10 protein-coding genes are annotated in these 13,494 nt (G+C 73.2%); 5 read left to right on the top strand and 5 right to left on the bottom strand.

What is annotated here, in order from left to right; genetic code table 11:
• Positions 1 to 3: 3 nt before the first annotated feature.
• From ACFYNL_RS04830 to ACFYNL_RS04840, 3 genes are all read right to left on the bottom strand, one after another.
• Positions 4 to 1,857, bottom strand: a complete 1,854-nt coding sequence (locus ACFYNL_RS04830) for a non-ribosomal peptide synthetase (RefSeq protein ID WP_388796428.1) — start codon at positions 1,855 to 1,857, stop codon at positions 4 to 6.
• Positions 1,854 to 3,407, bottom strand: coding sequence for an aldehyde dehydrogenase family protein (locus ACFYNL_RS04835; protein ID WP_388797326.1), 1,554 nt, complete (start codon positions 3,405 to 3,407; stop codon positions 1,854 to 1,856). The genes ACFYNL_RS04830 and ACFYNL_RS04835 overlap by 4 nt, the downstream gene beginning before the upstream one ends.
• A gap of 88 nt (positions 3,408 to 3,495) precedes the next feature.
• Positions 3,496 to 5,334: a BTAD domain-containing putative transcriptional regulator gene (locus tag ACFYNL_RS04840; protein WP_388796431.1), complete on the bottom strand. Its 1,839-nt coding sequence runs from the start codon at positions 5,332 to 5,334 to the stop codon at positions 3,496 to 3,498.
• A gap of 277 nt (positions 5,335 to 5,611) precedes the next feature.
• On the opposite strand from ACFYNL_RS04840, the gene ACFYNL_RS04845 reads away from it, so the two are divergent.
• From ACFYNL_RS04845 to ACFYNL_RS04855, 3 genes are all read left to right on the top strand, one after another.
• Positions 5,612 to 7,210 carry a tryptophan halogenase family protein gene (locus ACFYNL_RS04845; protein ID WP_388796434.1) on the top strand — a complete coding sequence of 533 codons (1,599 nt, stop codon included), beginning with the start codon at positions 5,612 to 5,614 and terminating at the stop codon, positions 7,208 to 7,210.
• A gap of 188 nt (positions 7,211 to 7,398) precedes the next feature.
• A complete protein-coding gene (locus tag ACFYNL_RS04850; protein ID WP_388796437.1) occupies positions 7,399 to 8,040 on the top strand; it encodes a flavin reductase family protein in 642 nt (213 codons plus the stop codon).
• A complete protein-coding gene (locus tag ACFYNL_RS04855; RefSeq protein ID WP_388796440.1) occupies positions 8,027 to 9,307 on the top strand; it encodes a cation:proton antiporter in 1,281 nt (426 codons plus the stop codon). The genes ACFYNL_RS04850 and ACFYNL_RS04855 overlap by 14 nt, the downstream gene beginning before the upstream one ends.
• A 192-nt stretch (positions 9,308 to 9,499) precedes the next feature.
• On the opposite strand, the gene ACFYNL_RS04860 is transcribed toward ACFYNL_RS04855, so the two are convergent.
• Both ACFYNL_RS04860 and ACFYNL_RS04865 read right to left on the bottom strand, forming a co-directional pair.
• Positions 9,500 to 10,321 carry a hypothetical protein gene (locus ACFYNL_RS04860; RefSeq protein WP_388796443.1) on the bottom strand — a complete coding sequence of 274 codons (822 nt, stop codon included), beginning with the start codon at positions 10,319 to 10,321 and terminating at the stop codon, positions 9,500 to 9,502.
• The gene (locus tag ACFYNL_RS04865; protein WP_388796446.1) at positions 10,318 to 11,208 is read right to left on the bottom strand and encodes an alpha/beta fold hydrolase; all 891 of its coding nucleotides are present in this window, start codon (positions 11,206 to 11,208) and stop codon (positions 10,318 to 10,320) included. Before ACFYNL_RS04865 ends, ACFYNL_RS04860 begins: the two co-directional genes overlap by 4 nt.
• A 274-nt stretch (positions 11,209 to 11,482) precedes the next feature.
• On the opposite strand from ACFYNL_RS04865, the gene ACFYNL_RS04870 reads away from it, so the two are divergent.
• Both ACFYNL_RS04870 and ACFYNL_RS04875 read left to right on the top strand, forming a co-directional pair.
• Entirely contained in the window at positions 11,483 to 12,682 is a 1,200-nt protein-coding gene (locus ACFYNL_RS04870) for an acetyl-CoA C-acyltransferase (RefSeq protein WP_388796449.1), read from the top strand.
• Positions 12,683 to 12,779: 97 nt separating this feature from the next.
• Positions 12,780 to 13,445 (top strand): HAD family hydrolase, encoded by a 666-nt coding sequence (locus ACFYNL_RS04875; protein WP_388796452.1) that lies wholly within the window; start codon positions 12,780 to 12,782, stop codon positions 13,443 to 13,445.
• Positions 13,446 to 13,494: the final 49 nt, after the last annotated feature.

The raw sequence follows: 13,494 nt of genomic DNA on the forward strand, positions 1-13,494 counted from the left end.
GCGTCAGGCCCCCTCGGCTGCGAGGGCGGGCTCGGCCGCCGCGGAGCCGCTGCCGAGGACGGGTCCGGCGGCCTCGGCGGCCGCGGCAAGCCGGTCCAGTTCGGCGGCGAGGTCCCCGACCGTGGGCCGGGCGAGCAGCTTGCCGAGGGTGAGGGGCAAGCCGGTGACCCGGCGCAGCTCCGCCACGACCCGGGCCGCTGCCAGGGAGTGGCCGCCCAGCTCGAAGAAGTCGGCGTCCGGCCCGGGGACCTCGCACTCCAGTACCTCGGCCCAGACCGCCATCACCTCGCGTTCCCACGCCGTGGCGGCAACCGGCTCGCGCGTCGGCGCGGGCGCGGTGAAGGCGGCGGCGAGCGCCGCACGGTCCGCCTTGCCGGTGCCCAGGGTGGGGATGCGGTCCACCACCCGGACCGTGGCGGGCACCGCCGCCTCGGGCAGCAGCGCGGCGCAGTGCGCGGCGACCTCGGCGGCCAGCCGCTCGGACGTACCCGCGTCCGGGGCGGCGACGACCGCCAGGCCCAGCGACTGGCCCGAGGCGAGCGGGCAGCAGGCCGCGGCGACCACGCCGGGCACCTCCGCGGCGATCCGCTCCACCTCGCCGAGTTCCACGCGGTGGCCCCGCACCTTGACCTGGTCGTCGCGCCGCCCCCGGTACTCCAGCTCGCCGCTCGCCAGCCGGACCACCACGTCCCCGGTGCGGTACATCCGCGCCCCGCCGCCCTGGAACGGGTCGGGCAGGAACCGGGCGGCGGTCAGGCCCGCGCGGTTGCGGTAGCCCCGGGCCACGGCAGGGCCGCCGAGGTAGAGCTCGCCCTCGGTCCCCGCGGGCAGCGGGCGCAGGTCGTCGTCCAGGACGTACGCCCGGTAGTCGGGCAACGGCCGTCCGATGCTGCTCACGTCGTCCCCCCGTTCGCTGTCGGCCCAGGTCGCCGCGATCGTGGCCTCCGTCGGCCCGTACACGTTCAGCAGCCGCCGGCCCCGGGCGTAGCGCGCGGCGAGCGCCGCCGGGCAGGTCTCGCCGGCCACGACGACCACCTCCGCCGCGTCGAGCGCGCCGCCGTGGGCGGCCAGCAACGACGGGGTCAGGGAGGCCGTGCGCAGGCCCGCGGGCAGCGGCTCTCGGCCCTGTGCGTCGGCGCGGCGCAGTCCGTCCAGGGACAGGTCCACCAGGGCCACGCCCTGACCGTGGACGAGGTAGAGCAGCGTGCACCACAGCCAGCCGTCGAAGGCGGGCGAGACGGCGTTGAGGCCGAGACCGCCGGACGGCAGGCCCACTCGGGCCAGCGCGCCGAGGAAGGTGTCCAGGCCGCGGTAGGTGACCTCGACGCCCTTGGGGCGGCCCGTGGTGCCGGAGGTGTAGATGACGTACGCGCACGTGTCGGGCGCGGGGACGGTCACGGCGAGCTCCCCGCTTCCGGCACCGGCCGGGGAGACCGTACGGATGCCCGCGAGGTCGAGCCCTTCGGGGACGTCCGCGGCGACCAGCAGCGAAGCCCGGGCGTCGAGCAGGACCGAAGCGAGCCGCTCCACCGGATGGCCGGGGTCCAGCGGCACGGCCGTGGCACCGAGGCTCCACACCGCGAGGAGCGCGGGCACGCTCTCACGGGAACGCCCGAGGAGCAGTCCGACGGCGCTCTCGGGCCCGGCTCCGGCGGCGGCCAGGGCCGCCGCGGTGGCGGCGGTGCGCGCGGTGAGATCCGCGTAGTCGAAGGTGCCGTCCTCGGCCGTCACGGCGGGCGCGTCCGGCTGCTCACGGGTCCAGCGCGCCAGCGCGGCGAACAGCGGGGGGACAGCTCCCCCCGACGGCCCGTGGGCGGGCCGCGGGGCCGGTACGGAACCGGCGTGCTGGGCCGTCATCCGTCGTTCCTCTCCTCGTCGGGGACAGCGGTGGGTGCGGCCGTGGCGGCCGCCGGGGGTGTCGTGGCCGGTGCGGTGGCGCGCAGGCGCGGGCCGACCACCGGTCCGCCGCCCCCGCCGCGCTGCGGCAGCTGCATCGACTTGGTCTCCAGGAAGGCCTCCAGCCCGGCGGTCCCGCACTCCCGGCCGATGCCGGACTGCTTGAAACCGCCGAACGGCGCCGCCGGGTTGAACGACCCGCCGTTGACGTCGACCAGGCCGGTACGGAACCGGCGTGCGACGCGCTCGGCCCGGCCGTCGTCCCCGGACCAGACCGCGCCGTGCAGCCCGTACCGGGTGCCGTTGACGATCCGGACCGCCTCGTCCTCGTCGTCGTACGGGATGACGGACAGCACCGGTCCGAAGATCTCCTCCTGGGCGATGGTCGTCAGCGGGTCGACGTCGGCGAAGACGGTCGGCCGGACGTAGTAGCCGGTGGTGAGGCCGGCGGGACGGCCGGTGCCGCCGTGCGCCAGACGGGCGCCGCCCTCGGAGGCGCCCCGCGCGATGTAGTCGGTGACCCGTGCGTGAGCGGCGGCCGACACCAGCGGGCCCAGGTCGGTCGCGGGATCGCGGGGATCGCCCGTGACGTATCCGTCCATGATCCGTCCGGCCAGCTCCACCGCCTCGTCCTGGCGGCCGCGGGGGACCAGCAGCCGGCTCCACTGCAGACACGTCTGGCCCGTGTTGAACAGCACCTGGTCGACGGTGGCGCCCACCGCCGCGTGCAGGTCGGCGTCGGGCAGGACCAAGGAGGCGTTCTTGCCGCCGAGTTCGAGGTGGATCCGCTTGACGCCGTCGGCGCCCAGGGCCGCGACCCGGCGTCCGGCGCGGGTGGACCCGGTGAGCGACACCACATCGACCAGCGGGTGGGTGACCAGCGCCGTGCCGACGGTGTCACCGGTGCCGACGACCATGTTGACCACGCCGGGCGGCAGATCGGCCTGCGCGAACACCTCGGCGAGGAGCCTGGCGTGCAGCGGTGTCAGTTCGCTCGGCTTGTGCACGACGGTGCAGCCGGCCGCGAGCGCGGGCAGCAGCTTCTGCACGGTCAGGAGCAGGGGCACGTTCCACGGCGTGATGCACGCGGCGACACCGGCGGCCTCACGGACCACCAGGGAGTGGCCGACCCGCTCCTCGAACCCGTAGGACGCGGCGGTCTCCACGCAGTGCGCCGCCATGCCGACGGCCAGACCGACGTGGGTCTGCAGCGCCATCCGCGACGGCGCCCCCACCTCGGCCGTGATGATCCCGGCGAACCGGGTGGCGTTGCGCTCCAGCCCCTCGACCACCCTCCGCAACAGGGCCGCCCGCTGCCGGGCGGGGGTGACGGACCAGCCGGGGAAGGCGGTGGCGGCGGCGCGTACGGCCAGGTCGGCGTCGCGGGCGGTCCCCGCGGGCACCGCGGCGAGCGGCGCTTCGGTACTGGGGTCGGTGACGACCAGTCGGCGATCGGCGTCGGACGCCGTCCAGCGGCCCCCGATGAAGTGGTCGTCGTAGCGGGGCGGCACAGCGCCCGGGGACGGCTCGGCCGTCGGTACGGCGGAGCCCTGCGGCTCGGTCAGCACGGTCACGGTGGTTCCTCACTGGGTCGCTCGGTCACGGTATGCGCGGAGGCGGGACGAGCCCCGGGACCGGCCCGGGGCGGGGGGCGACGGCCCAGGGGCCGACCGCCGGACCGGTGAGACGGGGCCCGGGACGGGTGTCGGCGCGGGCAGCGGCGGTGCGACCCGCGGTGTCCGCCGGGCCGGAGGCGGCGGCGCGTACTTCGGGTGGGACGCCGTGGTGGTTCTCGGGCGGCCGGGTGGCGGGAGCGAGCGGCAGCTGGGCGTCGGCACCGATGCCGGTACGGCCTTCGCGCCGGGTCTCGGGACCGACACTGCCACGGCTTTCGCGCCGGGCGTCGGTGCGGCCACCGGTACCGACGTCGGGGCCGGCGTCGGTACCGATGCCGGTACGGCCTTCGCGCCGGGTCTCGGGACCCACACCACCACGGCTTTCGCGCCGGGCGTCGGTGCGGCCACCGGTACCGACTGCGGGCCCGGCGTCGGTACGGCTACCGCTACGACCGTCGGGCCGCAGGCCGGTACGGACCTCGAACCGGGCTGGAGCGCGGTCACCGGGCCGGGCTGCGGCGCGAACCTCGGGCCGGGCATCGGCACCGGCCTCGGGCCGAGTGCCGACAGGCGCACCGTTACCGACGTCGCGTCGGTTGCCGCCACGGGCGTCGGACCGGGCGGCGCGCAGGACTTCGGGCCGGAGGTCTCCACGAGGGTCGGGTCGGACGTCGCGATGAGGGTCGGGTCGGAGGCCGCCACGGGGGTCGGGTCGGAGGTCGCCACGGGCGTCGGACCGGGTGGCAGGCAGGACTTCGGGCCGGACGTCTCCACGAAGGTCGGGCCGGACGTCGCCACGCGGGTCGGGTCGGAGGCCGCCACGGGGGTCGGAACGGACTTCGCCATGAGGGTCGGGTCGCACGTCGCCACGAAGGTCGGGCCGGGCGACGTCCGCGAGGACGCCGGGCCGGGCGCCGCCACGGGCGTCGGGCCGGGCGCGGCGTAAGGGACGCGGACGCAGTCCCGTGGCGGACCAGCCGGGCGCGGCGGGCACTCGGGCCGACCGCTCGGCGGGCGCCGTCGCGGGCGGCAGAGCGGCGGGCAGGATCGCGTGCAGCAGCCGGTCGGTCTCCCGGGACGGCGCCACCGCAAGGTCCTCGCGCAGGCGACGCGCGCACAGGTCGTACCAGCGGCGCACGCAGGCGTGTTCGCCGAGCCGGCCGTGCGCCGTCATCAGCGCCCGGTACGTCTCCTCGTGGTGCCGGTCGATGCCGAGGGTGCTGCGGCAGACCTCGATGAGCTCGGGAAAGTCCTCGCGCTCGACGGCGTCCGCGCGCAGCACCTGCAGCGCCCGCAACGCCAGCGACCGCAGGTACTCGCGCTGCTCCACCACCCAGTCCGCGCTCTCGCCCCGCAGGAACTCCCCTGCGTACAGCGCCACGGCGGACCGCAGCCGTTCACGGGCGGCACCCCGGTCGCCGGCGCCGGCCGCCCGGAGCCCGCTGTGCACCAGCTCCCGGAAGCGGTCCACGTCCGACCACAGATCGGCGACATCCAGCACGTAGCCGAAGTCGCGGTAGGACAGCCTGATCCCGGACGCGCACGGGCTGTCGGGGTGCGCGTCCAGGACCCGGCGCAGCGCGTGCGCGGCCACCTTCAGCGAGCTGTCCCCGGCACAACGGTCGGAGCCCGGCCACAGCGCCTCGTACAGCCGCTCGCGGGTGAGGGTCTGGCCGCGGTGGATCACCAGGAACTGGAACAGCCCGCGCGCCTTGCCGGCCCGCCAGCGCCGCACCGGGGCGCCGTTCACGGTCAGTTCGAAGTCGCCGAAGAAGCGGATGCGTACCGCCTGCCGTGCGATTCCGGTCACCGCGGTCGTCATCGCGTCCTCCCGGGGGCCGTCGTATGCCGTTCTGCCTGCGGCGAGTCTGTTCCCCGGCTCTACACGCGTCCTATACCGGCCGGATTCCGTCGCTGTAGGTCCGTCATAGAGCCGCTCCCCAGACTGAGTCTCCGATGGCCCGGGCCGCCGCCACCTGAGGTGCACGGCCCCGGTCCGGACACGGCCGGCCCCAGCCCGGTCCCCCCACCGCACATCGCCCCTCCCCAGCTCCTCGGCTTCCGGCCGTGATTCCCGACTCCGAAATGAGGGCTGCTCCATGACCAGCACCGACACCCGACTGAAGAAGGTCGTCATCCTGGGCGGTGGCACGGCCGGCTGGATGACCGCCGCGTATCTCGGCAAGGCCCTCCAGGGCACGGTCGACATCACCGTGCTGGAAGCCCCGGCGATTCCGCGGATCGGGGTCGGCGAGGCGACGGTGCCCAACCTGCAGCGCGCCTTCTTCGACTACCTCGGCATCGCCGAGGACGAGTGGATGCGCGAGTGCAACGCCAGCTTCAAGATGGCGGTGCGCTTCGTGAACTGGCGCACCGAGGGCACGGGCGAGGCCACGGCCCGGGAGCTGCCCGACGGCCGGCCCGACCACTTCTACCACCCGTTCGGTCTGCTGCCCGACTACGACCAGACGCCGCTGTCGCACTACTGGTTCAAGCGCAAGTACGAGGGCAGCACCACGGAGCCCTTCGACTACGCCTGCTTCCGCGAGCCTCCCATCATGGACGCGATGAAGGCGCCGCGCTGGCTCGACGGCCGCTCCGCCACCCGCTACGCGTGGCACTTCGACGCCCAGCTCGTCGCCGACTTCCTGCGCCGCTTCGCCACCGAGAAGCAGGGCGTCCACCACGTCCAGGACGAGATGACGGAGGTCCGCCAGGACGCCCGCGGCTACGTCACCGCGCTGCGGACCCGTGGCGGCCAGGAACTCGACGCCGACCTGTTCGTCGACTGCTCGGGCTTCCGCGGGCTGCTGATCAACAAGGCGATGGCCGAGCCGTTCATCGACATGAGCGACCACCTGCTGTGCGACAGCGCGGTCGCCACCGCCGTCCCGCACGACGACGAGGCCGGCGGCGTGGAGCCGTACACCTCGGCCATCGCCATGTCCTCCGGCTGGGCCTGGAAGATCCCCATGCTGGGGCGGTTCGGCACCGGCTACGTGTACTCCAGCAAGTTCACCGAGAAGGACGAGGCCACCGCCGAGTTCGCGGCGATGTGGGGCCTCGACCCCGAGACGACGGCGTTCAACCACATCCGCTTCCGGGTCGGCCGCAACCGCCGCGCCTGGGTGAAGAACGTGGTCAGCATCGGCCTGTCGTCCTGCTTCCTGGAGCCGCTGGAGTCGACCGGCATCTACTTCATCACCGCGGCGATCTACCAGTTGGCCAAGCACTTCCCCGACAAGACCTTCAACGAGGGTCTGATCGACAGCTTCAACCACGAGATCGAGGTGATGTTCGACGACACCCGCGACTTCATCCAGGCCCACTTCTTCTACGCGCCCCGCAACGACACCCCGTTCTGGCAGGCCAACAAGAAGCTGAACCTCCCCGAGAACATCCAGCGCAAGATCTCCGCCTACCGGGCGGGTCTGCCCATCAACTCGCCGATCACCGACGAGTCGACGTACTACGGCAACTTCGAGGCCGAGTTCCGCAACTTCTGGACCAACGGCAGCTACTACTGCATCTTCGCGGGCCTGGGCCTGGAGCCCGACGCACCCCTGCCGGCCCTTGCGTACAAGCCGGAGTCGGTGGCGGCCGCCGAGCCGCTGTTCGAGACGGTCAAGCGTCAGCAGCAGAACCTGCTGGAGACGCTGCCCACGGCCTACGAGTACCTCAAGAAGCTGCACGGGTAGCGAGGGCGGGGCCGGGCGTCGTCCGGCCCTCTCCCTCGCGTCTCCCCGGCACCGCAGCACTCCGGCGCGGAAACCGGCGGTCACCCCCCGGGCCGTTCCGGCTTCCGCCGCCGCTCCCACGGCCCGGCGCCCGGCGCAGTCCGCCGGGTGCCGGGCCGCACTGCATCGTCCTCCACAGGGAGTCAGACATGCCCAACTCAGCTTCGCACCCGGTCGCCCCGGACGGCGACGGCACCGAATCGGCCGCCGCCGCGGCGGACCGCGCGGCATCCCGGGCGACGGACCTGCGGCCCTTCATGGCCGCCTTCCCCTCCGGCGTCACCGTCGTCACCGCCCTGGACGCCGACGGCCTGCCTCGCGGCATGACGTGCAGCTCGATGACGAGCGTCGCCCTGGACCCGCCCACCCTGGTGGTGTGCGTGCGCACGGCGAGCCCGACCCTGCGGGCCCTCCTCGACCAGGGGCAGTTCGCCGTCAACCTGCTCCACGAGCAGGCCCGTTCGACCTCCGACCTCTTCGCCTCCGGGGCGCCTGACCGCTTCGACCGCGTCGGATGGCGGCTTCCGCTCGGCGCCGGCGGCCCGCACCTGACGTCGTCGGCCCACGCCATAGCCGACTGCACCGTCGTGGAGACCGCCGCCTTCGGCGACCACACGGCCGTTTTCGCGCAGGCCCGCCGCATCAGCGTGCGCTCCACCGCACAGCCCCTCCTGTACGGACTGCGCCGCTATGCCGAGTGGTCCGCCGCCACCTCCGGCCCTCCGCCGGTCGCGCTGCCGCTCCCGCCCCGCACCGTCCCGGCCGAAGGAGGCGCCCGTGTCCGCAGCTGAGGCCATGCCCGCCCTGCTCGTCGCCGTTCCCGCCGCCGTCCTCGCCTGCCAGGCCGGCGCGAGCCTGCTCAGACGCCTCGGCCAGCCACCCGTGATCGGCGAGATCACCATGGGCATCGTCCTCGGACCGTCCCTGCTCGGCTGGCTGTGGCCCGCGGCGCAGCACTGGCTGTTCCCCGAGTCCGTCCTGCCGTACACCTCGGTGCTGGGCCAGCTCGGTCTGCTCGCGTTCATGTTCCTCGTCGGACTGGAGCTCGACCTGGGCGCACTGCGCGGCAACTCGCGCACCGCCGTCGCCGTCAGCCAGGCCGGCATCCTGCTCCCGCTGGGCCTGGGCGCGCTGCTCGCCTTCCCGATGTACGACCACCTGGCCCCCGACGGCGTCGAGTTCACACCGTTCATGTTGTTCGTCGCGGTGGCCATGGCCATCACGGCCTTCCCGGTGCTGGCCCGGATTCTGGTCGACCGCGGCCTGTACGGGACCCCGCTCGGAGCCCTGGCGATGGCCTGCGCGGCGGTCGACGACGTGGCCGCCTGGTGCCTGCTGGCGCTGGTGGTCGCGTTCAGCACGGCGGGTTCCCCGCTCGACGCCCTGACGGCGGCGGGGTCCACCGTCGCCTTCGGCGCCGCCATGCTGCTGCTGGTACGCCCGCTGCTCGCCCGGTGGGCCCGGGGGCGGGCGGACCGGGTGAGCGACGGGGTGGTGATGGTCCTGCTGTTCAGCGGGCTGAGCGTCTCCGCGCTGGCGACCGACATGATCGGGGTGCACACGCTGTTCGGCGCGTTCCTGTTCGGCGTGGCCACACCGCGCGGCCACCGCCGCATCGAGGCGTCGGCCGCCCGGCTGCGCGCCGTGGTGGTGCCGGTGCTGCTGCCGCTGTTCTTCGTGCACACCGGTCTCAGCACCGAGATCGGGACCCTGGCCGCCGACCCGGTGCAGTGGCTGTGGACCGGGGCGCTGCTGGCGGTCGCGGTGCTCGGCAAGTGGGGCGGAGCGGCGGGCGCCGCCCGGGCCTGCGGGCAGCCGTGGCGGCAGGCCATGTCGATCGGCGCCCTGATGAACTGCCGTGGCCTGACCGAACTCGTGGTGCTGTCCATCGGTCTGGAACTCGGCGTGATCGGCCCCGAACTGTTCACCATGCTGGTCCTGGTGGCCCTGATCACCACGGCGGTCACGTCCCCGGCGGTCTCCCGCTTCGTGTCGGCCGGGCCGGCGACCCCGCTACCCGAACCGGCTGCCACGGCGCCGGCCGAGCCCCGCCCCTGAGAGCCGGGCCGGAACCCGCGACGCTGGGATGATCCAAACGACAGGGCGTGGGCCCCGCCGCCACCGTCGCTGCCGTACGCCCGCTGTGCGATCGACCGGATTCGCCTGCGTACCGATGCCGAGTCGGATCGACCCGGCATCGGCCGGGGGACACGGTGCCCGCGGCACGCGCGAGGAAGGGAGGTGGCCGGATCAGCCGGGCTTGAGCAGGCCCGCTCGGACCACGGCCCGGCCGAAGGCGCTCGCGAGTTCCGCGAGACGCTCGCAGCCGGCATCGCCCAGAGCGGCGTAAGCGGGGAGGGCCAGTCGGTCCGTACGGTCCTCGATGTGCCGCCGCAACGCGACACCGTCCGCACTGAGGGAGTCGCCGTCGAGGAGGCCCCGCTCGCGCAGCCGCTGCTGGGCGTCGGCCCACTCCACCTCCGGCCAGGCGCGGCTGGCCTTGAGGAAGTCGACGGGAACCTCCCCGGTGGCGGCGTGCAGGATCAGGGCCTCCAACCCCCCGACGCCCTCGCTCAGCAGGCACGCGACATGGCCGTCCCCCCGGAACTCCCTGAGCAGCGTCTGGGCGTGCCACAGACGCAGTACCGGCTCCTGGGGCCAGGGCAGCGCGGCGTGCGCGGCGAAGAGCGCGCGGCCCTGCGCATGTTCGCAGGCACTCTCGGCGGCCCGGCGGGTCAGCGCGACGACCTCGTCCAGGGCGGGAAGCTCGTGGAGTCCCGCCCGTCGCAGGGCCTCGTCCGCCGCCGCGTACCGGGCGTCCAGCACGTGCTGCGGTGTCGTCACGTCCCAGGCGCCGTCCAGTGCCCGCCGTACGAGGTCGGGGTTGAAGTTGTAGAAGGTCGAGACCACCAACTCGACGGATGCGCGGCCGAACGCGGCGCTGCGGGAGGTGAAGTACCCGGCGCGTCCGCTCAGTCCCAGCTCCGCGTACCGTCGCCTTGCCTCGGGGACGAAATAGATCATCCCGTGGACCGGTTCGAGTCCGCGCCAGGCCGCGTGCGCTGCCTTCATGAGTCACCTCTGTCGGGAGTCGTGGAACGGGGAGTACGCGCCGCGGTGGAGAACTCGCCGTGCTCTCCCAGGTGTTCGAGCAGCACGCGGCTCAGGGTGTCGGGAGCCTCCTCGGGCACCCAGTGGCTGACGCCGTGCAAGGTCTCGAAGCGGTACGGTCCCTTGACCCACCGCCCGGTCTCCTGTGCGGCCGCGGCACCGAAGGCGCTGTCCTGCGTGCTCCAGACGTACAGCGTGGGCACGTCGACGGCGCCGATCGGGCCGTCGGGGCGGCCGGCCCGGTACCAGTTCAACGCGGCGGTGAGAGCGCCTGGCCGGGACAGGTGCCGGACGTAGGCGTCGGCACTGTCCTGCGGGACCTTGCCGGCGAAGACGGCGCGCAGCTCTCGCGCGTCGTGGGCCAGCATGCGCTGCTCGGTCGCGGGCGTCTCACGCCAGTCGATCATGTACTGCGAACGCTCGCGCTGGTCGTCGTCGGTACGCAGGGCGTTGGCCAGTGCGCCGGGATGAGGCGTCGAGACGACGGTCAGGGTGCGGACGCGCTCAGGGTGGGCATCGGCGGTCCACCAGGCCACCGCGCCGCCCCAGTCGTGGCCCACGAGGTCGAACGCCGCCCAGCCCAGTTCCTCCGTGATCGCGAGGACGTCCCCGACGAGAAGGTCCATGCGATAGTCCTCGGGCCGCTGCGGGCGGGCACCGGGGGAGTATCCGCGCTGGTCGGGCGCCACGACCCGGTGGCCCCGGGCGGCCAACGCCGCGATCTGGCGCCGCCAGACCAGACCGGTCTGTGGGAAGCCGTGCAGCAGCAGCACCGGGCGGCCCTCCGGTGGCCCCGCCGTGATCGCATCGAACACGCCCGCACCGGTGATGATGCTCAGCTCGGTCACGCGGTCCACCCCTTCATACCGACTGGTCGGTAGACTCCCGGCAGGGGAGTGCACCTGTCAAGGCGGCGAGCGGGTGCGGTCCCGCGCGGCCGGCGCTCACTGAGGCGCTCACTGGAGGGGTGGGGGAGTCGAGGCCGGTGAGGCGGGCTATTGAACCTGACGTCGGATTCAACTATAACCATCCGGAAGTCGGCTCCCGTCGACTCACGGAAAGCGCACTCCCGGCCCCGGCCCCGGGACGACCCGGGCCACCCCAGGACACAGTGAGGCGACATTGAGGGAAGCAGTCATCGTTTCGACGGCACGCACGCCGATCGGAAAGGCCTACCGCGGCGCGTTCAACGACACCCAGGCGCAGGAACTCGCCGCCCACGCCCTCTCCCACGCCGTACGGCGCGCGGGACTTGAGGGAGGCGAGGTCGAGGATGTGATCTTCGGTTGCGCCGTGCAGCAGGGGTCTGCCGGATTCAACGTCGCGCGTCAGGCCGCCCTGCGTGCCGGACTTCCGGACACCGTGCCGGGGATGTCGATCGACCGGCAGTGCTCGTCGGGCCTGATGGCGATCGCGACGGCAGCCAAGCAGATCGTCGCCGACGGCATGCAGGTCGCCGTCGGTGGTGGCGTCGAGTCGATCTCCCTGGTGCAGAACGAGCACATGAACACCCACCGCATGACCGATCCCTGGCTCGTCGAGCACAAGCCGGGCATCTACCTGCCGATGCTGCAGACCGCGGAGATCGTCGCGGAACGGTACGGCGTCAGCCGGGAACGCCAGGACGAGTTCGCCCTGCTGTCCCAGCAGCGCACCGCGGCGGCCCAGGAAGCCGGCCGGTTCGACCAGGAGATCGTCGCGCTCAAGAGCGTCAAGAAGGTGACCGACAAGCAGTCCGGGGCGGTACGGGACGAGGAGGTGACCCTGACCCGGGACGAGGGCAACCGCGCGTCGACGACCCTCGAAGGTCTGGCCGGGCTGGCGCCGGTCCTGCCCGACGGTCAGGTGAGCGCCCGCTCCAGCGTGACCGCGGGCAACTCCTCGCAGCTGTCGGACGGGGCATCGGCGTCGGTGCTGATGGAGGCGAGAGAGGCCGAGCGCCGCGGACTGCAACCCCTGGGCAGTTATCGCGGCATGGCGGTCGCCGGTTGCGCCCCGGACGAGATGGGCATCGGCCCGGTGCTCGCCATCCCGAAGCTGCTCAAGCAGCACCACCTCACCGTCGACGACATCGGCCTGTGGGAGCTCAACGAGGCCTTCGCCTCTCAGGCGTTGTACTGCCGCGACGAACTGCACATCGACCCTGAGCGGTTCAACGTCGACGGCGGCGCGATCGCGGTCGGTCATCCCTACGGAATGACCGGTGCCCGCCTGGTGGGGCATGCCCTCATCGAGGGCAAGCGGCGCGGTGTTCGGTATGTCGTGATCTCGATGTGCGTCGGGGGTGGCATGGGCGCGGCCGGACTGTTCGAGGTCGCCTGAGCCCGGCCTCGCCACTACGGAACCGGTCCCGGAGAAAGCACCGCTGCCGTCGCACGGGGCGACGGTGAGCCGATCACGAGAGAGAGGTGTGGTCACCGTGCCGCACACGGTTGCTGAGGCCCGAAGCGCGGTCCTGGTGGACTTCGGTGGAGTGATCACCTCCAGTGTGCTGCGGGCGTTCACCGACTTCGGCGCCTCCCTCGGCGTCGATCCGCGCCTGCCACTGGACCTCCTGCGCCGGGACCAGCCGTCGCGCACCCTCTTGGCCGACCACGAGTGCGGCCGTATCGGCACCGAAGCCTTCGAACGGGGATTCGCCGAACGGCTCCGGGTCCACGGCGCCGAGGTAGCGGCCGAAGGACTGACGGCCCGGATGCAGGCGGGGATGTCGATCGACCAGGAGATGGTCGCGCTGCTCGGTGATCTCCGGGCCGTCGGCCACCCCGTCGCACTCGTGTCCAACTCGTTCGGCACCGGCACCTACGACGGCGTCGACCTCGCGGCCGTCGCCGACGTGGTCGTCATCTCCGCCGAGGTCGGCATCCGCAAGCCCTCCCGGCGGATCTACGCGCTCGCGTGCGAACGTCTCGGCGTAGACCCCGAACAGGCCGTCATGATCGACGACTTGCAGCAGAACCTCGACGGAGCCGCTCGCATCGGCATCCGGGGCGTCCTGCACACCAGCGCCGCCGAGACCCGCCGCCGGCTCGCCGAACGCTTCGGAATCAGCGGGCCGCCCCGTCACCGTGCCCGCCCTCGCTGAGCAGCCGTTCCTCCGCGTACGCAGCAGGTGAGGACGGCCTCGGATTCCA

Source organism: Streptomyces sp. NPDC007808 (assembly GCF_042868655.1).
Classification (GTDB): Bacteria; Actinomycetota; Actinomycetes; order Streptomycetales; family Streptomycetaceae; genus Streptomyces.

Bases quoted from the DNA above. Each gene is read 5' to 3' on its own strand.
- ACFYNL_RS04830 (WP_388796428.1), bottom strand. From the start codon at position 1,857: ATGACGGCCCAGCACGCCGGTTCCGTACCGGCCCCGCGGCCCGCCCAC.
- ACFYNL_RS04840 (WP_388796431.1), bottom strand. From the start codon at position 5,334: ATGACGACCGCGGTGACCGGAATCGCACGGCAGGCGGTACGCATCCGC.
- ACFYNL_RS04845 (WP_388796434.1), top strand. From the start codon at position 5,612: ATGACCAGCACCGACACCCGACTGAAGAAGGTCGTCATCCTGGGCGGT.
- ACFYNL_RS04850 (WP_388796437.1), top strand. From the start codon at position 7,399: ATGCCCAACTCAGCTTCGCACCCGGTCGCCCCGGACGGCGACGGCACC.
- ACFYNL_RS04860 (WP_388796443.1), bottom strand. From the start codon at position 10,321: ATGAAGGCAGCGCACGCGGCCTGGCGCGGACTCGAACCGGTCCACGGG.